Origin of the sequence: Stenotrophomonas sp. TWI1183 (genome assembly GCF_039673115.1) — a bacterium.
GTDB classification, from domain to species: domain Bacteria; phylum Pseudomonadota; class Gammaproteobacteria; order Xanthomonadales; family Xanthomonadaceae; genus Stenotrophomonas; species Stenotrophomonas maltophilia_AA.
In genome coordinates, this window is the sequence record NZ_JBDJKZ010000005.1 from 197588 (window position 1) to 221140 (window position 23553).

Genomic DNA, 23553 nt, shown 5'->3' on the forward strand with positions numbered 1-23553 from the left:
TGACTGTCAGAAGGACTGAATAGATGACGCTCCCCGCATTCAAGGCGTACGACATCCGCGGCCGGGTTCCGGATGAACTGAACGAAGATCTGGCCCGCCGTATCGGCGTGGCACTCGCCGCGCAGCTGTCGCCCGGCACGGTGGTGGTCGGCCACGATGTCCGCCTGACCAGCGGTGCCCTCCAGGACGCCCTGGCCGCCGGCCTGCGCGGCGCCGGCCGTGAAGTGCTCGATATCGGCCTGTGCGGGACCGAGGAAGTCTATTTCCAGGTGGATCACCTGAAGGCCGCCGGTGGCGTGATGGTCACCGCCAGCCATAATCCGATGGATTACAACGGCATGAAGCTGGTCAAGGAGCAGGCGCGTCCGATCAGCTCCGATACCGGCCTGTTCGCGATCTCCGATGCGGTCGAAGCCGACCAGGCACCCGCCGCCGCGCCGACCGCCGGCCTGCAGTCGCATCCGGACAAGAGCGCCTACATCGCGCATCTGCTGAGCTACATCGAACCGAAGGCGCTGAAGCCGCTGAAACTGGTGGTCAATGCCGGCAACGGCGGCGCCGGCACGATCGTGGATCTGCTCGCCCCGCACCTGCCGCTGGAGTTCATCCGCATCTGCCATGAGCCCGATGGCAGCTTCCCCAACGGCATCCCCAATCCGCTGTTGCCCGAAAACCGCGAGCTCACCGCGCAGGCCGTGCGCGAGCATGGCGCGGACTTCGGCATCGCCTGGGATGGCGATTTCGACCGCTGCTTCTTCTTCGACCACAACGGCCGCTTCATCGAGGGCTATTACCTGGTCGGCCTGCTCGCCCAGGCGATCCTGGCCCGCCAGCCGGGCGGCAAGATCGTGCACGACCCGCGCCTGACCTGGAACACGGTGGAAATGGTCGAGGACGCCGGTGGCCTGCCGGTGCTGTGCAAGAGCGGCCACGCCTTCATCAAGGAAAAGATGCGCTCGGAAAATGCCGTCTACGGCGGCGAGATGAGTGCGCACCATTATTTCCGCGAGTTCGCCTACGCCGATTCCGGGATGATCCCGTGGCTGCTGATCGCTGCGCTGGTGTCCGAATCCGGCCGCTCGCTGGCCGATCTGGTCGAAGCCCGCATGCAGAAGTTCCCGTGCAGTGGCGAGATCAACTTCAAGGTCGCCGATGCCAAGCGTTCCGTCGCCCGCGTAATGGAGCACTACGCCGCGCAGGCGCCCGCGCTGGACCACACCGATGGCATCAGTGCTGATTTCGGCGACTGGCGCTTCAACCTGCGCAGCTCCAACACCGAGCCGCTGCTGCGCCTGAATGTTGAAACCCGGGGTGACGCGGCGCTGCTGCGCGCGCGCACCGACGAAATTTCCCAGTTGCTCAAGGACGCCTGAGGCGAGGCCCCCACCATGCAGAACCTTCTTCCCGTCATCCTGTCCGGTGGCTCCGGCACCCGCCTGTGGCCGCTGTCGCGCGAGTCCTATCCCAAGCAGTTCCTGGCCCTGGCCGGTGAGCAGACCATGCTGCAGGCCACCTGGCAGCGCGTGGCACCGATCGCCGGCCGCGCGCCGCTGATCGTCGCCAACGAGGAGCACCGCTTCGTCGCCGCCGAGCAGCTGCAGCAGCTCGGTGTGGAGCCGCAGGCGATCCTGCTGGAGCCGATCGGCCGCAACACCGCCCCGGCGATCGCGGTGGCCGCGCTGGAAGCGACCCGCGATGGCGATGACGCCCTGCTGCTGGTGCTGCCCTCGGACCATGTGATCGCCGATGAAGATGCCTTCCGCGCTGCGGTGCTGCGGGCGGTGCCGGCCGCGGAGTCGGGCAAGCTGGTGACGTTCGGTATCGTGCCGACCGGCCCGGAAACGGGTTACGGCTATATCAAGGCAGCCTCCGGCGGTGACGTCCGTGCCGTCGATCGTTTCGTCGAGAAGCCGGATGCAGACACCGCGAGCGCCTACGTGCAGTCGGGCGAGTACTTCTGGAACAGCGGCATGTTCCTGTTCAAGGCGTCGCGCTTCCTGGCCGAGCTGGAGAGGTTCAATCCCGCCATGCTGGCCGGCAGCCGCACTGCCTGGCAGCAGGCGCGCCGCGACAGTGATTTCACCCGCCTGGACAAGGACGCCTTCGCCGCCGTGCCATCGGACTCGATCGATTACGCGGTGATGGAAAAAACCGCCGACGCCGTGGTCGTGCCGCTGGATGCCGGCTGGAACGACGTGGGCTCGTGGACGGCGCTGCGTGATGTGTCCGAACAGGATGGGGACGGCAACGCGCACCACGGCGACGTAATCGCGATCGACTGCCGCAACACCTTCGCCTACGGCCAGCGCCTGATCGCACTGGTCGGCCTGGACGATGTGATCGTGGTCGAAACCGATGACGCGGTCATGGTCGGCAAGAGCGACCGCATGCAGGAGATCAAGCAGGTCGTCGCGCGGATCAAGGCCGAGGGTCGTCCCGAAGCGACGTGGCACCGCAAGGTGTACCGGCCGTGGGGCGCCTACGACTCGATCGACAACGGCGCCCGCTTCCAGGTCAAGCGCATCACGGTCAAGCCGGGCGCGACGCTGAGCCTGCAGATGCACCACCACCGCGCAGAGCACTGGATCGTGGTCAGCGGTACCGCTGAAGTGACCCGCGGCGAAGAAGTGCTGCTGCTCACCGAGAATCAGAGCACCTACATCCCGCTGGGCGTGACCCATCGGTTGAAGAATCCGGGCAAGCTGCCGCTGGAGCTGATCGAAGTGCAGTCCGGCAGCTATCTGGGCGAGGACGATATCGTGCGGTTCGAGGATACGTACGGACGTACCTGAGCGCGCGGATGAACCATGAAAAAACCCGGCCAAGGCCGGGTTTTTTGTTGCCGGTAGAGCCACGCCATGCGTGGCTGACCTGCCTGTGATCCTGCACCGCGTCAGCCACGCATGGCGTGGCTCTACGCCTCGGTCAGCATTCCGCGATGACCTGCTTCAGCCCGTCCTGCCAGCGTGGCAGGGTCACGCCGAAATCCTGCTCCAGCTTCGCCACATCCAGGTGCGAATACGCAGGACGCCTGGCCGGCGTCGGGTACTCGGCGGTGGTGATCGCCTCGACGGTCGGCGCGCGGGGCAGCACGCCGGCAGCGACGGCCTCGGTGAAGATGGCCTCGGCAAAGCCGTGCCAGCTTGTCTCGCCGGTAGCCGTCAGATGCCAGGTCCCCGACAGAGCGCCATCGTGCTGCAGCGCCTGTGCGGTCACGTCGGCGATCAACGCTGCCGGCGTAGGCGTGCCCACCTGGTCGGCGACCACGCGCAGCACATCACGATCGGCGCCCACCCGCAGCATGGTGCGCAGGAAGTTGGCGCTGTGCGGGGCATATACCCATGCCGTACGGAAGATCAGGTGGCGCCCACCGGCCGCACGGATGGCGTCCTCACCGGCCAGCTTGCTGGCGCCATACACGCCGAGCGGTGCCGTCGCGTCGTCCTCGCGATACGGGCGCGTGCCCTGCCCATCGAAGACGTAATCGGTGGAGTAATGCACCAGCGGGACGCCGGCCTGTGCGCACCAGCGCGCCAGCACACCCGGTGCCTCGGCGTTCGCACGGAAGGCGGCATCGCGGTCTTCCTCGGCGCGGTCCACGGCGGTATAGGCCGCTGCGTTGACCACCACGCTCGGACGGAGGCGGTCCAGCAGTGCGGTCAGCGAGCCGGGCTGATCGAAGTCGGCCACCTCGCACGCGCTGCCATCGGGCAGCACGCCGCTGCGCGTGGTCGCCACGATCGCGCCCAGCGGGGCCAGCGCGCGTTGCAGCTCCTGACCGAGCTGGCCGTTGGCACCCAGCAGCAGGATCGTCACGGCTGATAGACCGGCAGGCGGTCCTCGGCGATGTCCTTCAGGAACGGCGCGGCGTCATCCTTGCCCGAGAGCGTCGGGGCGCTGATCGGCCAGTCGACGGCGATGTCGGCGTCGTTCCAGCGGATGCCGGCATCGAAGTCCTTCAGGTACACCTCGGTGCAGAGGTAGCTGAAAATCGCCCGTTCGGACAGCACGGCAAAACCATGCGCGAACCCTTCCGGAATCCAGAACTGCTTCTTGTTCTCGGCGCTCAGCACCACGGCAGCCCACTGGCCGAAGGTCGGCGAGCCACGACGGATATCCACCGCCACGTCGTAGACCTCGCCCTCGAGCACGCTGACCAGCTTGCCCTGCGGCCGCGGCCACTGGTAATGCAGGCCGCGCAGCACGCCCTTGGCCGAACTGGAGACGTTGCTCTGAACGAACTTCGTGGGCAGGCCATGCTGACCGAAACGCTCGGCGTTCCAGGTCTCAAAGAAGAACCCGCGCTCGTCACCGAACACGGCCGGCTCGATCACGACGCAACCGGGCAGCTTGGTCTCGACAATTTTCACGGCACCACTCCTCGCACAGCCAGCGTGTGCAGATACTGGCCGTAGCCGTTCTTGATCAACGGCGCCGCCAACGCCTCCAGCTGCTCGGCGTTGATCCAGCCCTGGCCGAAGGCGATCTCTTCGGGGCAGCAGACCTGCAGGCCCTGGCGGGTCTGGATGGTCTCGATGAAGTTGGAGGCTTCCAGCAGCGACTGGTGCGTGCCCGTATCCAGCCACGCATAGCCACGGCCCAGCGCTTCCAGATGCAGGTTGCCCTCGCGCAGGTAACGCTGGTTGAGATCGGTGATCTCCAGCTCGCCGCGCGGCGACGGCTTCAGCTCCGCGGCGTAATCGCTGGCGTTGCCATCGTAGAAGTACAGGCCCGTGACGGCATAGTTCGAACGCGGCTTCTCGGGCTTCTCGACCAGGTCGATGACCTTGCCGGCCTTGTCGAACTCGGCCACGCCGTAGCGCTCCGGATCATTGACCCAGTAGCCGAAGACGGTCGCGCCGGTGTCGCGCTGGTCGGCGTTGCGCAGCACTTCGCGCAGGCCGTGGCCGTGGAAGATGTTGTCGCCCAGCACCAGGCAGCTCGGCTTGCCGCCGATGAAATCCTTGCCGATCAGGTAGGCCTGCGCCAGCCCGTCCGGACTCGGCTGCACCGCGTACTCGATGTTCATGCCCCACTGCGAGCCGTCGCCCAGCAGGCTCTGGAACAGCGCCTGCTCGTGCGGCGTGTTGATGATCAGCACGTCGCGGATGCCGGCCAGCATCAACACGCTGAGCGGGTAATAGATCATCGGCTTGTCGTACACGGGCAGCAGCTGCTTGCTGACGCCCTTGGTGATCGGATACAGGCGGGTACCCGAGCCACCTGCGAGGATGATGCCCTTGCGTTGAGTCATGCGGTTGTCCTCTGTCTGGTGATCACCGCGCTCAGGCGGTGGTGCCGATGCGCTGCAGGCGGTAGCTGCCGTCGAGCACGCCGTTGACCCAGTCCTGGTTGTCCAGGTACCAGTCCACGGTGAAGCCGATGCCCTGTTCGAAGGTGTACTTCGGCTCCCAGCCCAGCTGGTCCTTGAGCTTGGAGGCATCGATCGCGTAGCGACGGTCATGGCCCGGGCGATCGGTCACGTAGGTGATCTGGCTGGCGCGCGGCTGGCCATCCTCACGCGGGCGACGGGCATCGAGCAGGGCGCAGATCGCCTGCACCACCTCGATGTTCTGCTTCTCCGAATTGCCGCCCACGTTGTACGTCTCGCCGACCTGGCCCTTGGCCAGCACGGTGCGGATCGCTTCGCAGTGGTCGCTCACGAACAGCCAGTCGCGCACCTGCTTGCCGTCGCCATAGACCGGCAGCGGTTCGCCGGCCAGGGCCTTGGCGATCACCAGCGGGATCAGCTTCTCGGGGAAGTGATACGGGCCGTAGTTGTTGGAGCAGTTGGTGGTCAGCACCGGCAACCCGTAGGTGTGGTGGAACGCGCGCACCAGATGGTCCGAAGCGGCCTTGGACGCCGAGTACGGCGAGTTGGGCGCATACGGGGTGGTCTCGCTGAACTTGCCGGTCTCGCCGAGGGTGCCATAGACCTCATCGGTGGAGACGTGCAGGAAGCGGAACGCCTGGCCCTTGTCGGCCGGCAGTGCCTTCCAGTAATCGCGCACGGCCTCGAGCAGCGCCAGGGTGCCGACCACGTTGGTCTGGATGAACGCGCCGGGGCCGTCGATGGAGCGGTCCACGTGGCTTTCCGCGGCGAAGTTCAGCACGGCATCCGGCTGGTGTTCGGCCAACAGGCGGGCGACGAGCGCCGGGTCGCCGATGTCACCTTCGACGAACACGTGGTCCGGATTGCCGTCCAGTGAGGCCAGCGTCGTGAGGTTGCCCGCGTAGGTCAGCGCATCGAGATTGATGACGCGCACGCCTTTGGCGACCGCTTCGAGGACAAAGTTACCGCCAATGAATCCGGCTCCGCCGGTGACAAGCCATGTGGGCACTACCCGTTCTCCTGTTCGATGTGCGTGCAGGGGGCCTGGTGGCGCCCCGACTCAGCGCAACAGGATACATGGCGGCCGTCTTCACGACTGCCCGCCCAGCGTGAACGGCGGGGGTTTTACCTCAGTTTCATGCGGCACTGCAGCACAACCATACGCATTCGCATGGTGCCCCTGCGCCAGTTAGAATCGCTGTCCCACCCGAGAACCGGTTGCTGTGTACAGAACCGGACGTTCCCCCCGTTATTGAAGGATCGAGCACCAGATGAAAATCCTCGTCGCGTACAAGCGCGTGGTGGACTACAACGTCCGCATTCAGGTCAAGCCGGACGGCTCCGGCGTGGTCACCGACGGCGTCAAACTGTCCCCCAACCCATTCGATGAAATCGCCCTCGAAGAAGCGCTGCGCCTGCGCGACAAGGGCATCGCCACCGAGGTCGTGGTCGCCACGATCGCACCGGCCGATGCCCAGGCGCACCTGCGCAACGGCCTGGCCATGGGCGCCAACCGCGCGATCCATGTGGTGACCGACCAGGCCATCCAGCCGCTGACCGCCGCGCGCACCCTGCTCAAGCTGATCGAGAAGGAACAGCCGGACCTGGTCATCCTCGGCAAGCAGGCCATCGACGACGATGCCAACCAGACCGGCCAGATGCTGGCCACGCTGTGGGGCCGCCCGCAGGCGACCTTCGCCAGCAAGCTGGAGATTGCCGACGGCAAGGCCACGGTCACCCGTGAAGTCGACGCCGGCCTGGAAACGCTGGAAGTGGATCTGCCGGCCGTGGTCACCACCGACCTGCGCCTGAACGAGCCGCGCTTCATCAAGCTGCCGGACATCATGAAGGCCAAGGCCAAGCCGCTGGAGACCCTGCAGCTGGCCGACCTCGGCGTGGACGCCGCCGATACCTTCAAGACCACCCAGTACGCCGCGCCGGTCAAGCGCAGCAAGGGCGTGATGGTCAAGGACGCGGCCGAACTGGTCGCCGCACTCAAGCAGAAGGGGTTGCTGTAATGACCAAGATCCTCGTTGTCGCTGAACACCACGACGGCAAGCTCAACGCCGCCACCGCCAAGACCGTCAGTGCGGCCGCCGCGATCAGCGGCGCCAGCATCGACGTGCTGGTGCTGGCCGCCGATCCGGCCGCCGTGGCCGCCGATGCCGCGCAGCTGGCCGGCGTGGCCAGGGTGCTGACCGTGACCCACGCCGCCAACGCGCAGGCGCTGGCCCAGGTGCTGGCCCCGCAGATCGCGCAGCTGGCCACCGGTTACACCCACGTGTTCGGCCCCTCGACCACCTTCGGCAAGGACCTGATGCCGTGCGTGGCCGCCCTGCTCGGTGTCAACCAGGTCTCCGACCTGATGACCGTGGAAGGCAGCCACAGCTTCAAGCGCCCGATCTACGCGGGCAACGCCATCATCACCGTCGAGGTGCCGGCCGACCAGATCGTGGTCGCCACCGTGCGTGCGGCGTCCTGGCCGGAAGCGGCCAGGGGCGGCAGCGCCAGCGTGGAAGCGGCCAGCGTCGATGCGGCCCTGCCGACCCACACCCGCTTCGTCGGCCTGGCGGCCGGTGCCACCGACCGCCCGGACCTGCAGAGCGCCAAGCGTGTCGTCTCCGGCGGCCGTGGCGTGGGCTCGGAGGAGAACTTCAAGGTGATCTTCCAGCTTGCCGACAAGCTCGGCGCCGCCGTCGGTGCCTCGCGCGCCGCCGTGGACGCCGGCTATGTGCCGAGTGACCTGCAGGTCGGCCAGACCGGCAAGATCATCTCGCCGGAGCTGTACGTGGCCGTGGGCATCAGCGGCGCGATCCAGCACCTGACCGGGATCAAGGACGCCGGGACCATCGTCGCAATCAACAAGGATCCGGACTCCCCGATCTTCGAGATCGCCGATATCGGGCTGGTGGGGGATCTGTTCACCCTGCTGCCGGAGCTGGAAGCGGCGCTGGGCTGAGCCCGCCCCGCAGGGCGTGGTGGCCTCGGCTGTCACGCCCTGCCTCTTTCCGCGAGCCGTCCAGGCCGCGTAAGGTAAGCCCCCCGGGTGGTCGCAGCGCTGCCACCGGCCGCCCAGCATGGACGTGATTCGATATGCCCGTACCTTTCCGCCACTGCCCACAGACCGGGGACCTGCGATGATCGTCGGTTCGGGACTGGTGGCCCGAGCGTTCACGCCCCTGTTCGCAGACGACGCCAGGACCGTCATTTTCGCCTCCGGGGTGTCCAACTCCAGCGAAACAGACCCGGCCGCATTCGCGCGCGAGCGCGTGATGCTGGAGCAGTACCTGGCCGGCGACATCGACCGGCTGGTCTATTTCGGCAGCTGCAATGTGGTCAACCCGCTGCAGGACTCGCCCTACTTCCAGCACAAGCGGGCAATGGAGGCACTGGTCGCCGCGCACCCGGCGGGTACCGTGCTGCGGCTTCCGCAGGTGGTCGGACATACCCGCAATCCGAATACGCTCACCAACTTCCTGCGTGACCGCATCCTGGCCGGCGATCCGTTGACCGTCTGGACGCGCGCCTGCCGCAATCTGATCGATATCGACGACGTCGTCCGCATCGCCGCGCAGCTGCTCTCCGGCACCGGGCCGGTGCCCAAGGTTGCCTCGATCGCTTCCCCCTGGTCGCTGCCGATGACGGAGATCGTCGGCCTGTTCGAATCCGTGCTTGGACGCCGCGCGCAGATCATCGCGGTGGACAGGGGCGAGGAGATGCTGATTGATACCGCGCTGGCCGAGCGCACGGCGCGCGACATCGGGCTGGATTTTGGTCCAGACTACCCTCTCCGCGTGATCCACAAGTACTACGGCCAGCCCCATGAATCCTGAAATCTCCGTCGTCATACCTGTCTATGGCAGCGCCCGCATCCTGCCCGCCCTGGCGGACCGGCTCCAGGCAGCGCTGTCGGCAACAACGCGCGCGGGTGGTTTCGAGGTGGTGCTGGTGCATGACCATGGCCCGGACGATGCCTGGCAGGTGATCCAGGAGCTGGCACGTACGCGCCCATGGCTGAAGGGCGTGAACCTTCGCCGCAACGCCGGCCAGCACAACGCAGTGATGGCAGGGTTCGCGCACGCCAAGGGTGAATTCGTGATCACGATGGACGATGACCTCCAGCATGATCCGGATGATATTCCACGCATCATCGAGACCCTGCGCAACGGCGCGGACCTGTGCTACGTGCAGTTCGAGTCGCGCCGACATGCGCTGTGGAAGCGTGCCGGCAGTGCGTTCAACGACATGGTCGCCAGCATCCTGTTGAACAAGCCCCGCGACCTTTACCTCTCCCCCTTCCGCGGAATGCGGCGGGAAATCTGCGAAGCCGCGCTGACTTACCAGGGGCCCTTCGTCTACGTTGATGGCCTGCTGCTGCAGAGTACCTCGAACTACACGATGATCACCGCGCGTCATCATGACCGCCAGGATGGTCAGTCCGGCTACAGCCTGCGCAAGTCCATTTCGCTGTGGCTGCAGATGGCCACCAGCTTCTCGATCGTTCCGCTTCGCCTGGTGTCGCTGGCGGGACTGATCGCCTCGGCCTTCGCCTTCCTGTTCGCGCTCGGCGTGATCATCCGGAAATTCGCCGTGCCGGACATGGCGGTGGGCTGGCCCTCATTGATCGTGGCGATCCTGTTCATGGGGGGCCTTCAGCTGCTGGCCCTCGGCGCCATTGGTGAATACGTCGGTCGGATCCTGCTCAACGTCAACAACCGCCCGCAGTATGTGGTCGGCGCCACCGTCAATTTGAAGGCCGACGCGCCCACGGACGGTTGACAGGTTTACATCCGGCGTCGCAGCCACATGTACGCCAGGCGCCGGGCGTAGGCCATCCATTTCGCACGGCGGTTGCCACGGCGCAACTCGGCTGCCGAGAGCAGGCCCGGATGCGCGGCGAAGAAATCTTCGTGGAACGCGATCGCCTGGCTGGACTGCTGCTGGACCAGGCGCACACTCCACTGCGTGGCGCTGATGCGGAAGCTCGCCTGTACGGCGTCGATCGCAACCATCCCGCCCTGCATCATCACCCGGCTGTAACTGGCCTGATCGATCAGGTACGGGAAACGCTCATCCCACCCACCGACCTGTTCGAACACATCACGGCGCATCATCACGCAGCCGGGCTCACCAAAAATGTTGGTGCCCGACAGGATCGAAGCGCGCACCGCCTGCGGACCGGGCACATAGCCGCGCAGTCCGGCCAGGCCACGGGCCGCCATGAGCTGCTTGCCTGCGGCATCCACAAGATTGCGCCGACACGCCACCAGCACGGCCTGCGGATGGGCATCGAACGCTGCCACCTGCAGCCGCAGGGCATCGGGTGTGATCAGATCGTCGCCACAGAGAAGCTTGAGAAACTCGCCACGCGCATTCTCTGACACCCGCGTCCAGTTCGCTTTGGCACCACCGCCTACCGGCGTCGGGGTCAGGATCCGGACACGCGGATCCTGCGAGAACCGGGCAATGACGTCAGCGGTACCGTCGGTGGAGGAATGGTCGGCGATGACGACCTCGAAATCGTCGTAGTCCTGCCGGAGCACCGAGTGCAGCGTAGCCTCGATGTCACGCGCATTGTTGTAGGCAGGTATGACAACGGAAACGCGTGGCGAGGCCGGAAGAGGCGTGCTCATCACTCTTTTTTCCTTCGAAACGAAAAGTACTTGTGGCCGAAGTAGTTGAAGACAACCACCGCGAACGTGATCGCGATCTGCGTCGGGATCGCGGGGAAACCAGCAACCTCCACCAGCAGCGTCAGCGCCCCCGCGTTGAGCAGGAAAGAGAGCAGGTTGACGCCGGTGAAGCGGGCGAAGTCCCTGAGTGCGTGTCCCGTCACCCTGAAGACCAGATGGCGGTAAACGTTGAACACGAGGACCAACGAAACCAGCCATGCGATGGACAGGCTGACCGCCGAGGGCACCGAGGGGCCCAGCTTCCAGCTCAGCAACGCGAACAGCGCGGTACTGAATGCGGTATTGGCGCCACCCACGAGCAGGAAAAGAACGCGCTGATCACGGATCAGTCGCTGGAGTGGACCCGGTTTTCCTTCAAAAAGAGGCGTCCCGCCCTGCATTTCGCTGCCCATCCTCAATGCGCTCCGCAACTGACCGAGAAGCCGGTAACCAGCACGCCGAGCTCACGGCTGTCGGTCGCACCCGGCAGGTCCCTGCTGGGCACCGTGATCGGATCGGCGGTCAGCTTCACCCTGCCCTGGCCAAGAAGCGCGCGCACCGACTCTCCCGGGCTCACCGACAGCTGCTGCATCACCCCATCAGTGCCGCCTACCGTGACCTGTCGTGGGGCCATGCCTGCGGGCAGATACAGGTCAGCGCTGTAATCACACCCACACGGCGGCAACTCCAGTACAGCATCGTCCGTCGACCAACGTACCGCGCCTTCTGCCTGGTTCCAACCAGGACCATAGGCTATCGCCGTCGTGGAACACGCATCCGCCGGGGAGGCGTTGAACACCGCCAGGCTTCGCGTCCGCATTATCTCCGAGCCTTGCCTGGCATGGATCAGTGGGGACTGCAGCAGCGCCGCGGCCGAGTCATCCGGCACCGCCCGCAGCGTGACACGGTTCATCTCGGCGAATAGCAGGGCGCGATAGGGACTGATCATCCATTCGTGTCGATAGGTCTGCGCATGGGTGGCCATGACGCCCAGCACCAGCAACCAGACGGCCAACGCCGCGACCGACACCGGTGCCCGCAGACGAACCTCACGCGCGGCAAGCCAAAGCACCCCGATCAAGCCAAGCACGATATCCATGTAATAGCGCGACGCCATCACCGCCAGCGGACCATCGGCACCACGCGCCAGCGTCACCGAGACGGCAACCAGCGCGCCGTACAGCACAAGGTAGAGAGGAACGCGGGAGCCTGGTGCGCCTCGACGCAACCAGCTTGCCGTGGCCGCAAGGCCCACCAGCAGCATCACCAGCCCAGCCCCGGCGATGAGGAGCAATGGGAAGCGACCGACAAGCACGGCCTCTGGATATCCGACGGTCGAGCCCAGCGCATACAGCGCCAACAGCGGCGCGTCCGCATCGATGTTGAGACCTCCGCCCTTCACCGCACCATCGGTGAGGCTGCCCGCGTTGACATAGACGATCATCGAGACGACAAGCAGCAGGGAGGGAAGAACACCGCGGCGCACGCCGCTCGCTCGCCAGGGCGGCAGGAACGCGAGCGCCTGCATGGCCAGCACAGCGGCGACGAACGCGTAGTTCCAGCCCATGCCCACCAGCAGCACGATTACCGGCCCAGCCAGCGACAACCCGATGGTCAAGGCCAGCGGGTGCCGTGAACGACCTCCCAGGAGACCGGCATGGGCACAGATGTAGAGCACGAAGCTGAGGTTCTTCGTCCACAGGGGCAGCCCAAGGTCCAGCGTCAAAAGCTCGAAACCTGCCCAGCTGAAGCACAGGACCGCAAAGGCGATGGAGACCGTCAGCTGCAGCAGGGCGTTGGTCCTGCCTTCCTGCCGGACTGCGTCCCGGCACCACGCGACCACCAGGACCGCTGCCACGAGCCCGATGACGATGCCGGTCAGCCTGTTGGCAAGCAGAACATCCAGATCGAACAGAGTGACATTGGCCAGAAGGAACAGCTGGTTGACGAAACCGCGATGCGATGACCCCTGACCCCAGAAGTCGAGGGTGGACATGTGTCCCGCCTGCCATTGGTCCAGCTGGAACAGCAGTCGCAGCGAGTCCATGTACAACGCGTCAGGGTGGGCGCGCGTGATGAATACCTGATGCACCACGCCGAGCAGCAGAACGGCGCAGAGGCCCAGCGAAATCTGGACCGGCAGGCGCTGCAACTGCAGTGAGACACGTTGGCGAAGAGAAGGCTGCAAGCAATGAACTCCAAAGGTGACGGAACGCAGCAAGGCCACCGGTCCGTAATGGGTGGCCCGCCGTTTCAAACGCCGGCGCGTGCCCACCGGAACGCACACCCGGCAGCACGAACGCCGCAATGGCATGCCCAACCCGTGGCCCATGCGCACCCGCTACACGCGACGATGCTCAGGATGAGAGCGGGCGCGTGCCGATGGCTGCGGAAAGTACACGCCACAACGCATCGTGCGAATAGTACCGCCGAATGAATGCCCTCTCGGCGGAAGACACCTGCGACCAATGAGCGTCGTCGCGCAGCAACGCCAGGATCCGTGCCGCCATCTGCTCCGGCGCATCGGCCACCTGCATGAACGAGGACGCGTCGGCAAGTCCCTGCATGCCCACGGAAGTGGTCACGCACGGCAGGCCATACTGCAGGCTTTCCAGCACCTTCCCCTTCACACCGCCACCGAATCGCAGGGGTGCCACGGCGACCCGCGCGCGTCGGTACCGTTCCTCCAGGGCCGCATCGTTGACGTAGCCGGTGACCTCGATGTCCTCCGACGCCAATGCCAGCACTTCCGGACGTGGATTGGAACCGACCAGACTCAGCCGCACGCCCGGCGCTTCACTGCGAACGAGCGGAAACACCTCGCGGACGAACCAGAGGGCAGCATCGACATTCGGAGCATGCGCGAAACCTGCCACGAAAATGATGTCCTGCCGCTGCTCAGGCCCGAGCATGGCGGCGTCGGGGACGGGTTCGTAGGCATACAGCGGGATGGTCTCCGCGCGGATGTCGACGCCACGCACGTGCGTGTCCAGCCAATGGCGTACATGAGCGGTTTCATCCGCCGAGGGATAGAGGATCACGTCGGCCTGCTTCCACAGCGAATGCTCGAAATCCTGATAGCGCTGGGTTTCCTTCTCGAGTTCATCGTCCGGGTGCAGCGCGAGCTGCTGCTGCATGCGCAGGTGGTGGATGTCATGTCCGTAATAGACCAGCGTGGCGCGGCTGTGCCGACGGACACTGCCAACCAGTTCGGCCGAGATATGCGGCCGGTTCAGCACCACCGCATCGAGGTAGTTGCCGTGCTCGGTCAGCCATGCGTCGAAGCGTCCGACATACTCCGAGCCGCACAGCACCTCCACGCCGAGCTGCTGCAGCGGCGGGGTATAGATCGGATCTTCGTACGCATTGGCTGGCCAGAACGACACCTGGCACCCCTGGCGGACGAGGGTCTCGATCACCTGCCAGGTCGCCCGCGAGCCTGCATCCCGGTCGGGCTGCGGCACATAGTGGTCCACCACCAGCACGTGGCGCCGGTCGCGTGAGCGATCGCGAGCGAGGAACACGTCCTGGGCGTTGGGGAACTGTTCCGCGCGCAACGTACTTTCCCAGCGCGCAAGGAACTTCTCGCGGTTGATCGCCTGGAACGCCTTTACACCGGTCGTCTCATCGGTACCGCTGGACAAGCCTTCGTAATGAACGACCACGGATGCAGGCTGGAGATACACCTTCAAGCCCTGCTCGCGGATACGGAAGGCCAGATCGGTGTCTTCGTAATAGGCCGGAACGTAGCGCTCATCGAAGCCGCCCATGGTCCGGAACAACGTCGCCGGCACCATGATCGATGCACCCGAGATGTAGTCGACTTCCTTCAGATAGGAGTACGCCGACTTGCCGGGAACATCCAGACGACCGAAGTTCCAGGCGCTGCCATCCGCCCACACGATGCCACCGGCCTCCTGCAGCCGCCCGTCCGGATAGACGAGCTTCGAGCCGACCATGCCAGCGTCCGGATGCGTCCTGAAGACCTGCACCAATGCATCCAGCCAGCCCGGGGTGACTTCGGTATCGTTGTTGAGAAGATAGATGAACTCGCCCTTGGCCAGCGTCAAGGACTGATTGCACGACAGCAGGAAACCAAGATTCTTCGGGTTGTCGTGGAACCGCAGGCCCGGAATCCCGGCCAGCTTCTTGATGTCGGGGTCACCGGAGGTATCCTCCAGCACCAGCACTTCGAAGGAAACACGTGCGCCGGCGCGGGCGATGGATGCCACGCAGGCCAGGCTCTGTTCGTAATTCCCATAGGTGGGAATGACGATGCTGACCACCGGGTTGTCCACCGCCGCGAAGCGGAGCTGCGAAAGAATCGTATCGGGGTCGTTGCGCACCTGCTCAAGCGCCAGGCCTTCCACCGGCACGACCACCGCATCACGGCGGCGCATCAGGAACCGCTTGACCGTCGGGACCAGGGGAGCGAGCAGGCGATGCCTGGCAAGGCCGCTGGCACGCAGCGAACTGAAGACGGCAGCGGTGTCCCCCCGGACCACCCGCGAGAAGAAACGCAGTGGCCGGGTCATCTTCCAGGATTTGGACTGCAGCAGGCTGTTGGTGAAGGCCTGCAGCGACGAGAGTTCGCCGCGATAGCGTTGAACGACATCGGCCAGTTCCTGCTCACGCCGCTTCGGTGTGCCGTCGGGCACGTGGGCGACAAGCGCGCTCCCCCCGGCTCTCGCCATCAGTTGTTCGATGTCCAGATGGCGCTGCTGCAGGTCATTCTGGGCGTGGCCCAGCAGCTCGGACAGCTCCGCCTCGAGCTGCAGCTTGGTCTCCCAGAGCATGGCAATCGCGGCCTCGAGACGACGGGCGCGCGCATGCTCTGTAGTCAAAGCAGCTCGGACCTTTGAGACCTCCTCGTCAAGCTCTCGAGTGCGCTGCAGATGCTGCTGCTGACCCTGGTACTCTTGTTCCGCCGCCAGCGCAGTCGAATCTGCCGCGCTGCGAACGATCTCATCCAGTTCGAGAGCCCAGCGCGTCCGCTCGTTGAACTCACTCTCCAATCTCGCGTAATCGGCCCTGGCCCGCGTCAGGTCTTCCTCCAGCGACAACGCCCAACGATACATATCCTGCTTCGCGGTGGTCAGCTCACGTTCTGCTGCCAGAGCTTCGTCGGCCACGACCGTTGCCGTGCAACACGCTCCCAACCGTGAGAAAGCTCCTTGCACCCGCTCTTCAGCGTCGGACATGCGGGCGCACGCGAACAACGCCGACATGGAGTCACCGATGTCCTCACCCACAGCGATCACGCCCAGTCCGTTGCCATGGAGGAACTCGAAGCTCGGGTAGCGCTCGCGCAGCGGTGCGAAGAACGCCTGCACACCGAAACCTTCCGTGTGTACATTGGTATCGTGGAAGATCACCACGCCTCGGCGCGACATCTTCGGGAGCCAAGTGGTGAAATCGTGCTTCACCGCCTCGAACGTATGCAGACCATCGATGTGAAGCAGGTCGACCGACCCGTCGGGAACTTCATCCAACGCCTGGTCGAAGGTCATTCGCAGCAACGTGGAGAAGTCTCCATAACTGCGTTCGTTGCGTTCCACCACACTCTGGTAGATGGAATCGTCATAGAAACCGGCTTGGGAATCCCCCTCCCACGTGTCCACGGCATAGCAACGTGTCTGTCGCTTGAGCGCTTTGACTGCCTGGCAGAAGGCGAAGTAAGAGATACCGCGGTGCGACCCCAGCTCGACGACGGAACGCGGCTGGTGAGCCTCGATCAGCCAGAAGGCGAACGGTACATGTTCCAGCCAGCCGGAAGTCTCCAGGAACTCCGGCACCATGAACATCGCCCCATGCCGGAATACCGGGATGGTGGGATCGATCCCCACGGCCGTATTTTCGTCGCTCACCGAAACCATCAATTCATTCCCTCTAGTATTTTCACGCCGCGCACTGATTGATCTGATCATCCAACCCGGGGTCTCAAGGAGGATTTCAATCGCGTCTGTAGCAGGTATATCGAATCGTGCGCTGAAGCGCGCCGTGCAGTAGCAGTAGCAGTAGCAGTAGCGCTAGTCGACGCCCTCACTTTCCAAAGTAATGGAGAGCATCGGCAGGCCAACCAGGCCGAACCGCATGGTCTCATCTGTCGCGCGGAACTCGAGCGCGTCGTGAATCCAATGCTGCTGGGTGTGATCATGCTGATCGCCCGACGCCACCGCCGCATCGATCATGTATGACCCGGACGGCATGATCGGCATGCGGAACAGGAAGGTTCCCACCACCGTTTCACCGGCCACGCCTGACACCGGCTGATCCTTGCAGGCGAAGTGGCTGTTGTCACCAAACAGACGCTGGCCCAACCGATCCTTGACGTAGAAGCCGACGATCAGGTTCTCCAGCGGCTCCTGCAGTGCCACGCGCAGTTCCAGCCGGACCAACTCCCCGCCTTCAAGCATCGACAGCCGGTTGCCTTCTGTGTCGGTAAGCCGGACGTCGACGATACGCGCGCCCTGTGCACCAAACTCCTGGCCCACATTGTCCGGATCGAATTCGAACAGCGCGATGCGATTCTGTACGCCGGCCTCATGCAGTGCATCGTGGCGGAAGTCGGGGCTGTCAGCCAGCGACACCCGCGTCTTCTTCTTGGCGGCCACGACGATGTCTTCGGCAGCCGCTTCGCGACGGCCGACCACGTGCTGTTCGGTCATGTACGCCTCGACCACCTCCTGCGAGGTGCCGGCCAGGCGCATCTTGCCGTTCTCCAGCCACACCGCGTTCTCGCAGAGGTTGGTGACGGCCGCGGCGTCATGACTGACGAACAGCAGCGTGCCGTGCTTCTGGAATTCACGCAGGAAGCGCATGCACTTCTGCGAGAAGAACGCATCACCGACGGCAAGTGCTTCATCGATGATCAGGATGTCGGCATCGACGTGCGCGATCACTGCGAACGCCAGGCGCACCGACATGCCGCTGGAATAGCTGCGCACGGGCTGATCGATGAACTCACCGATATCGGCGAAGGCCAGGATGCTGTCCATCCGCTGTTCGATCTGATCGCGCCGCAACCCGAGGATGGTGGCATTGAGCAGGACGTTCTCGCGCCCGGTGAATTCCGGATTGAAGCCACTGCCCAGTTCCAGCAGCGCGGCAACCCGCCCTTTCACCGAGATATGGCCTTCGGTGGGGTTCAAGGTACCGGCGATCATCTGCAACAGGGTCGACTTGCCCGAGCCATTGCGGCCGACGATCCCCACGGTCTGGCCACGACGGATCGAGAAGCTGACGCCGCGCAGTGCCCAGAAATCCTTGTAGAACGACTTGCGCTTGCCCGCCAGCGCCTGCCACAGGCGATGCGAGGGCCGCTCGTACATGTGGTACGCCTTGCCGACGCCCTGGACCTCGATGACGGTTTCCGCCGGAGTGATTTCAGAGGACATCGGCGAACCCCACGCGCAGCTTGCTGAAGATGCGATGGCCGATGAACGCGACCACGCAGGCAATGACGGTGTAGATCGCCAGTCCCGTCCAATCCGGCAGGCGACCCCAGATCACCACTTCACGCACCTGGTTGATGATGAAGGTCAGCGGATTGAGCTCGAACACGATCCGATAGCTCTCCGGCACCGATTCCACCGGGATGATGGCCGAGGACAGGAACAGCATGGCGGTGGCGACGACGCCGGCGATCTGCCCGATGTCGCGCAGATACACACCGAGCGCCGATACGGCCCAGCCCACGCCCACGGTCAGGATCACCAGCGGCGCCAGGACGAGCGGCAGCAGCAGCGCGGTCGCGTGGATGTTGCCCTTCAGGCAGAGATACAGGATCAGCAGGACCACCATGTTCATGGCGAGGTGGAACAACGCCGAGAACGTCATGCTCCACACCAGGATGTCGAGCGGGAACACCACGCGTTTCACGTAGCCGGTATTGCCCACGATCAGCTGCGGGGCGCGGATGAAGCACTCGGCGAAAAAGCCATGCACGGTCAGGCCGGCAAACAGGATCAGGGCGAAATCCGTGGTCGAACCACTCGACCCCGGCCAGCGGCCCTTCATCACGAAGCCGAACGCCAGCGTGTACACCAGCAACATCAGGAACGGGCTGATCAGCGACCACAACAGGCCGAAGCTGGCCCCCCGGTACCGGCCCAGCACTTCACGCTGGGTCAGTTCGTAGGCAAGCGAGCGGTTCTTTCCGAATACCGACAGGATTCCCATCTCAAGCGGCCTCGGTACCCAGTGCCCTTTCCAGATCCACCTGCAGATCCCCCAGCTCCTCCACCCCGACACTCAACCGCACCAGCGCGTCGCTGATGCCCAGCGTTTCGCGGCGCTCCACCGGGATCGAGGCATGCGTCATCACCGCAGGATGGTTGACCAGGCTTTCCACGCCGCCGAGCGATTCGGCCAGGGTGAACAGTTCGGTCTTTTCGCAGAAACGCTTGGCCGCGTCGAAACCGCCCTTGAGGACGATCGAGACGATGCCGCCGTAGCCGTTCATCTGGCGCGTCGCCAGCTCATGCTGCGGGTGCGAGGTCAGGCCGGGGTAAATGACCTTCTCGACGGCCGGGTGCTTTTCCAGCCACTGGGCCAGGGCCAGCGCGTTGGCGCAGTGCGCCTTCATGCGCAGCGGCAGGGTCTTCAGGCCGCGCAGGGCCAGGAAGCTGTCGAACGGGCCCTGGACGGCACCGATCGAGTTCTGCAGGAAGGCCATCTGTTCGGCCAGCTCGGCATTGTCGCCGACCACGACCATGCCACCGACCATGTCCGAGTGCCCGTTGAGGTACTTGGTGGCCGAGTGCAGGACCAGGTCCGCGCCCTGCTCCAGCGGACGCTGCAGCATCGGCGAGGCGAAGGTGTTGTCGACCACCACCAGCAGGCCGTGGCGCTTGGCGATGGCGGCCACCGCGGCGATGTCCACGATCTTCAGCATCGGGTTGGTCGGGGTCTCGATCCAGACCATCTTGGTCTGCGGGGTGATCGAGGCCTCGAACGCGGCCAGGTCGGTCAGGTCGACGAAGCTGAACTGCAGGCCGGCGGTGCGCTTACGCACGCGCTCGAACAGGCGGAAGGTGCCGCCGTAGATGTCGTCCATCGCCACCACGTGGCTGCCGGCATCCAGCAGTTCCATCACCGTGGAGCTGGCGGCCATGCCCGAGGCGAACGCGTAGCCGCGGCTGCCGCCTTCCAGGGAGGCCACGCAGCGCTCGTAGGCGAAGCGGGTGGGATTGTGGGTGCGCGAGTACTCGAAGCCCTGGTGTTCGCCGGGGCTGGACTGGGCGTAGGTGGAGGTCGCGTAGATCGGCGGCATCACCGCGCCGGTGCTCGGATCCGGCGATTGGCCGCCGTGGATGGCCAGCGTGGCCAGGGCGAGCGAGCGGTCGCCGTGCCCGGAGGAAGCGTGATCGGACATGTTGTTTCCCGGCAAGGGGAGCCCCGACAGGGGCCCCCGCAAAAGGAGCGGAAGTCTATCAGCGGCGGCTTAATCGGCCGTTGACGCGGATAAACATGGGTTCATTGCGACATTACGGCTTACTGTACGCGCCGGCGCAGGTAGTTCAGCAGGTCGATCCGGGTGATCAGGCCGAGGAAGTTGGCGCCATCCATGACGATGGCGACCTGGCCACGGTCGAACACCGGCAGCAGGGCCTCGATCGGGGATTTCACGTCCAGGCGGTCCAGCTTGCTGACCATCGCGGTGGCGACCGGGTCGCGGAAACGGGCTTCGTCGCCGTAGACGTGCAGCAGCACGTCGCTCTCATCCACGATGCCGACCAGCTGGTCGCCGTCCATCACCGGCAGCTGCGAGACGTCATACAGCTTCATGCGCTGGTAGGCGGTGGTCAGCAGGTCGTTCGGGCCGATCACCACCGTGTCGCGCTGGCCGTACGGGCGCAGGATCAGATCGCGCAGGTCACCCGACTGCGGTCGCTCCAGGAAGCCGTTGTCCAGCATCCAGTAGTCGTTGTACATCTTGGAGAGGTATTTGTTGCCGGTATCGCAGACCAGCACCAGCACCTTCTTCGGGGTGGTCTGCTCTTTGCAGTACTTCAGCGCCGCGGCCAGCAGGGTGCCGGTCGAGGAGCCGCCGAGGATGCCTTCCTTGCCCAGCAGCTCGCGCGCGGTGTGGAAGCTCTCGGCATCGCTGATCGCGTAGGCCTTGGTGACGCGGCTGAAATCGGCGATCGAGGGCAGGAAGTCCTCGCCGATGCCTTCCACCAGCCAGCTGCCCGACTTGTCGTTGAGCACGCCGTCATTGATGTATTCGGCCAGGATCGAGCCGACCGGATCGGCCAGGACCAGCTCGGTCTTCGGCGAGAGGGTGGAGAAGGCGCGCGAGAGGCCAGTCATGGTGCCCGAGCTGCCGCAGCCAAACACGATCGCGTCCAGGTCGCCGTCCATCTGCGCCAGGATTTCCGGGCCGGTGCCGAACTCGTGCGCCGCCGGGTTGTCCGGGTTGCCGAACTGGTTGATGAAGTACGCGCCCGGCGTTTCCTCAGCCACGCGCTTGGCCATGTCCTGGTAGTACTCGGGATGGCCCTTGGCCACGTCCGACCGGGTCAGGCGCACTTCGGCACCCATCGCCTTGAGATTGAAGATCTTCTCGCGGCTCATCTTGTCCGGCACGACCAGGATCAGCTTGTAGCCCTTCTGCTGGGCGACCAGCGCCAGGCCCAGGCCGGTGTTGCCGGCGGTGCCCTCGACCAGGGTCGCGCCCGGCTTGAGGTCGCCCCGCTGCTCGGCGGCTTCGATCATCGACAGGCCGATGCGGTCCTTGATCGATCCTCCGGGATTGGCACTCTCGAGCTTCAGGTAAAGCTCGCAGACGCCGGTATCCAGGCGCTGGGCCTTGACGATCGGGGTCTGGCCAATGAGTTCGAGTACGGAGGAGTGGATTGCCATCGGTTCACATCGATTCGCGCCGCAATGCGGCCGGACCGGTGATTATCCGACGGTTGGCGGCGAAAGTCAGGTTGCCGCGTTCATCGACCTTGCGGCCGCTTTCCCGCTTCGGCGGGAGATCTGGAGCGGCGCGGACGGCACCGGTCGACGAGGTGACCGGAACCGCCCGCGACGTAGGGGCTGACAGACGTAGGGGGTAAAGGCGTCAGTGCACGGGGGAGGCGTACATCCGTTCCAGCTTCTGCTTGGCCAGCAGCTTCTCACGCTTCATCTGTCCCAGGGTGAGGCGGTCTATCGGAAGTACGCCCAGCTCGGCATCCATGCACTTCTTGTTCAACTTCTGGTGCCGTTCGTAGAGCGCCTTGAATTCCGGATCCTGCTTGCGCCGTGCGTCGATGTCGCTCTGGGGCTGACCTTCAAACATGATGAACCTCCTATCGCTTCTGCAGAAACAAGAACGCCCCGGCCTGACGGCACGGGGCGCTGCTTGGGGCGGAGTGCACGGCAACCCTGACCTGCGAACCCGCAGCGGCGTCCAGTTCAACCTGGACCTCGGACTGCTGTGATTCGTGGCGCTGGTGCATTGCCGGCCCTCCAATCGTCCAGGCCGCGGAAGGCGACCCGGACAACTGACCCTACGCTTGCTTCGAAGCCGGTTCAACCCTTTCAGACGATATCGTCGAGCCTGCCTAGGCGGGGTTCAGGCTGAACACGCAGAACAACGGAAATTAAACAAAAACAACCAGTTGCGTCATGCCCGACGGGCATGACGCGCTGCCGGCCGGGCATCACGGCGCGATGATGACCTCGGCCGAACGCGCCTTGGTCGCCGCCGCCTTCTTGCCGCTGACCTGCAGCCGGCTGGCGCTCACGCCGGCGGCCACGAGCGCGTCGCGCAGCGCCTCGGCGCGCTGCTGGCCGACACCGGCCGCGGCGTCGTAGGCCTCGATCCGGACCCGGCCCTTCTTGCCGATGTTCAGGTACTCGGCCAGCGCCTTGGCCTGGCCCTTGGCCCCGCCGGACAGGCTGCCCTTGCCGGCCGCGAAGGCGTCGCCGTTGAAGGTGAACACTTCGCCACGGCTGTCGAATCTGGAGCCCGGCAGCTTGCTGCCCGCCACCAGCTCGGCTTCTTCACGGGCCAGCTTGGCCGCGTTCTGCTGGGCCGCGCTCAGGCGGGCGGTCTGCTTGCCGGCCACGCTGGTGAGCGCGGTTTCGGCGTCCTGGCGGGCCAGGGCTTCCTGTTCGGCCGCCTGGCGCAGGCGTTCGCTTTCCTCGGCCTGGATCTGGGCCTGGACGCGCAGGCGCTCGGCTTCCTGGCGGGCCCGCTGGGCATCGCGGCGGCTGGCTTCGATCAGCAGCTCGCTGCGGGTGCGTTCGAGCTGGTCGACCTCACGCTGGGCCAGGGCGGCGCGGACGCTGGTCTCGGCGATCTCGACCCGGCGCTCGGCCAGGTAACGGGCCTGGTCCAGATCCCGGCGCTTGGCCTTGGCCAGATCGGCCACGGCCTGCTGGGCCTGCAGGCGCTCGAAGGCGGCCAGCTGGGCCGCATCCGGGTTGGCCTGGATTGCCATCAGGCGCTGGGTCAGCTGGGCCACGGCGGGGTCATCGGCGGCCTCGACCAGCAGCGGCAGGCTGAGGCTGACGGCCAGCAGCAGACAGGGCATGCGCATCTTGGTGGACATC

The 23553-nt window shown here is 65.1% G+C and carries 20 protein-coding genes; 6 read left to right on the plus strand and 14 right to left on the minus strand.

Translation table 11 applies throughout. From position 1 onward, the window contains the following. Positions 1-23: 23 nt before the first annotated feature. Together ABE434_RS07295 and ABE434_RS07300 are read left to right on the plus strand one after the other, a co-directional pair. Positions 24-1373, plus strand: coding sequence for a phosphomannomutase (locus tag ABE434_RS07295; RefSeq protein ID WP_176991040.1), 1350 nt, complete (start codon positions 24-26; stop codon positions 1371-1373). 15 nt (positions 1374-1388) lie between these two features. Next, positions 1389-2792 carry a mannose-1-phosphate guanylyltransferase/mannose-6-phosphate isomerase gene (locus ABE434_RS07300; protein ID WP_346478355.1) on the plus strand — a complete coding sequence of 468 codons (1404 nt, stop codon included), beginning with the start codon at positions 1389-1391 and terminating at the stop codon, positions 2790-2792. Between the two features lie 133 nt (positions 2793-2925). Here the strand turns inward: ABE434_RS07300 and rfbD are convergent, their stop codons facing one another. Genes rfbD through rfbB form a run of 4 tightly spaced genes read right to left on the minus strand, consistent with a single transcriptional unit; the run spans position 2926 to position 6341 of the window. Beyond that, entirely contained in the window at positions 2926-3816 is an 891-nt protein-coding gene (gene rfbD / locus ABE434_RS07305; protein WP_346478356.1) for a dTDP-4-dehydrorhamnose reductase, read from the minus strand. Then, on the minus strand, positions 3813-4370 hold the full coding sequence (gene rfbC, locus ABE434_RS07310) for a dTDP-4-dehydrorhamnose 3,5-epimerase (protein ID WP_346478357.1): 558 nt from the start codon (positions 4368-4370) through the stop codon (positions 3813-3815). Before rfbC ends, rfbD begins: the two co-directional genes overlap by 4 nt. Further along, complete coding sequence (gene rfbA, locus ABE434_RS07315; protein ID WP_346478358.1) at positions 4367-5254, minus strand: glucose-1-phosphate thymidylyltransferase RfbA; 888 nt, start codon at positions 5252-5254, stop codon at positions 4367-4369. Before rfbA ends, rfbC begins: the two co-directional genes overlap by 4 nt. Before the next feature lie 31 nt (positions 5255-5285). Then, positions 5286-6341, minus strand: coding sequence for a dTDP-glucose 4,6-dehydratase (gene rfbB, locus ABE434_RS07320; protein ID WP_346478359.1), 1056 nt, complete (start codon positions 6339-6341; stop codon positions 5286-5288). Positions 6342-6603: 262 nt separating this feature from the next. Here rfbB and ABE434_RS07325 point away from each other — a divergent pair, with 262 nt between their 5' ends. From ABE434_RS07325 to ABE434_RS07340, 4 genes are all read left to right on the plus strand, one after another. Continuing rightward, positions 6604-7350: an electron transfer flavoprotein subunit beta/FixA family protein gene (locus ABE434_RS07325; protein ID WP_176990683.1), complete on the plus strand. Its 747-nt coding sequence runs from the start codon at positions 6604-6606 to the stop codon at positions 7348-7350. Continuing rightward, the gene (locus tag ABE434_RS07330) at positions 7350-8291 is read left to right on the plus strand and encodes an electron transfer flavoprotein subunit alpha/FixB family protein (protein WP_346478360.1); all 942 of its coding nucleotides are present in this window, start codon (positions 7350-7352) and stop codon (positions 8289-8291) included. Before ABE434_RS07325 ends, ABE434_RS07330 begins: the two co-directional genes overlap by 1 nt. Before the next feature lie 178 nt (positions 8292-8469). Beyond that, positions 8470-9165: an NAD-dependent epimerase/dehydratase family protein gene (locus ABE434_RS07335; protein WP_319206747.1), complete on the plus strand. Its 696-nt coding sequence runs from the start codon at positions 8470-8472 to the stop codon at positions 9163-9165. Next, positions 9155-10111, plus strand: a complete 957-nt coding sequence (locus tag ABE434_RS07340) for a glycosyltransferase (protein WP_346478361.1) — start codon at positions 9155-9157, stop codon at positions 10109-10111. Before ABE434_RS07335 ends, ABE434_RS07340 begins: the two co-directional genes overlap by 11 nt. Positions 10112-10116: 5 nt before the next feature. Here the strand turns inward: ABE434_RS07340 and ABE434_RS07345 are convergent, their stop codons facing one another. From ABE434_RS07345 to ABE434_RS07390, 10 genes are all read right to left on the minus strand, one after another. Next, on the minus strand, positions 10117-10965 hold the full coding sequence (locus ABE434_RS07345) for a glycosyltransferase family A protein (protein ID WP_319206743.1): 849 nt from the start codon (positions 10963-10965) through the stop codon (positions 10117-10119). Beyond that, positions 10965-11417 (minus strand): GtrA family protein, encoded by a 453-nt coding sequence (locus ABE434_RS07350; protein ID WP_319206740.1) that lies wholly within the window; start codon positions 11415-11417, stop codon positions 10965-10967. Before ABE434_RS07350 ends, ABE434_RS07345 begins: the two co-directional genes overlap by 1 nt. A 2-nt stretch (positions 11418-11419) precedes the next feature. After that, positions 11420-13225, minus strand: a complete 1806-nt coding sequence (locus tag ABE434_RS07355) for a hypothetical protein (protein ID WP_346478362.1) — start codon at positions 13223-13225, stop codon at positions 11420-11422. 136 nt (positions 13226-13361) lie between these two features. Further along, on the minus strand, positions 13362-16871 hold the full coding sequence (locus ABE434_RS07360; protein WP_346478363.1) for a class I SAM-dependent methyltransferase: 3510 nt from the start codon (positions 16869-16871) through the stop codon (positions 13362-13364). A gap of 162 nt (positions 16872-17033) precedes the next feature. After that, positions 17034-18401 carry an ABC transporter ATP-binding protein gene (locus ABE434_RS07365; RefSeq protein WP_346478364.1) on the minus strand — a complete coding sequence of 456 codons (1368 nt, stop codon included), beginning with the start codon at positions 18399-18401 and terminating at the stop codon, positions 17034-17036. After that, complete coding sequence (locus ABE434_RS07370; protein WP_346478365.1) at positions 18391-19185, minus strand: ABC transporter permease; 795 nt, start codon at positions 19183-19185, stop codon at positions 18391-18393. Before ABE434_RS07370 ends, ABE434_RS07365 begins: the two co-directional genes overlap by 11 nt. A 1-nt stretch (position 19186) precedes the next feature. Further along, entirely contained in the window at positions 19187-20380 is a 1194-nt protein-coding gene (locus ABE434_RS07375; protein WP_346478366.1) for a cystathionine gamma-synthase, read from the minus strand. Positions 20381-20499: 119 nt separating this feature from the next. Next, entirely contained in the window at positions 20500-21870 is a 1371-nt protein-coding gene (locus ABE434_RS07380) for a pyridoxal-phosphate dependent enzyme (RefSeq protein ID WP_102788976.1), read from the minus strand. 205 nt (positions 21871-22075) lie between these two features. Next, positions 22076-22294 (minus strand): YdcH family protein, encoded by a 219-nt coding sequence (locus ABE434_RS07385; RefSeq protein ID WP_176990672.1) that lies wholly within the window; start codon positions 22292-22294, stop codon positions 22076-22078. Positions 22295-22658: 364 nt separating this feature from the next. Further along, positions 22659-23552 (minus strand): hypothetical protein, encoded by an 894-nt coding sequence (locus ABE434_RS07390; protein WP_346478367.1) that lies wholly within the window; start codon positions 23550-23552, stop codon positions 22659-22661. Position 23553 lies beyond the last annotated feature (1 nt).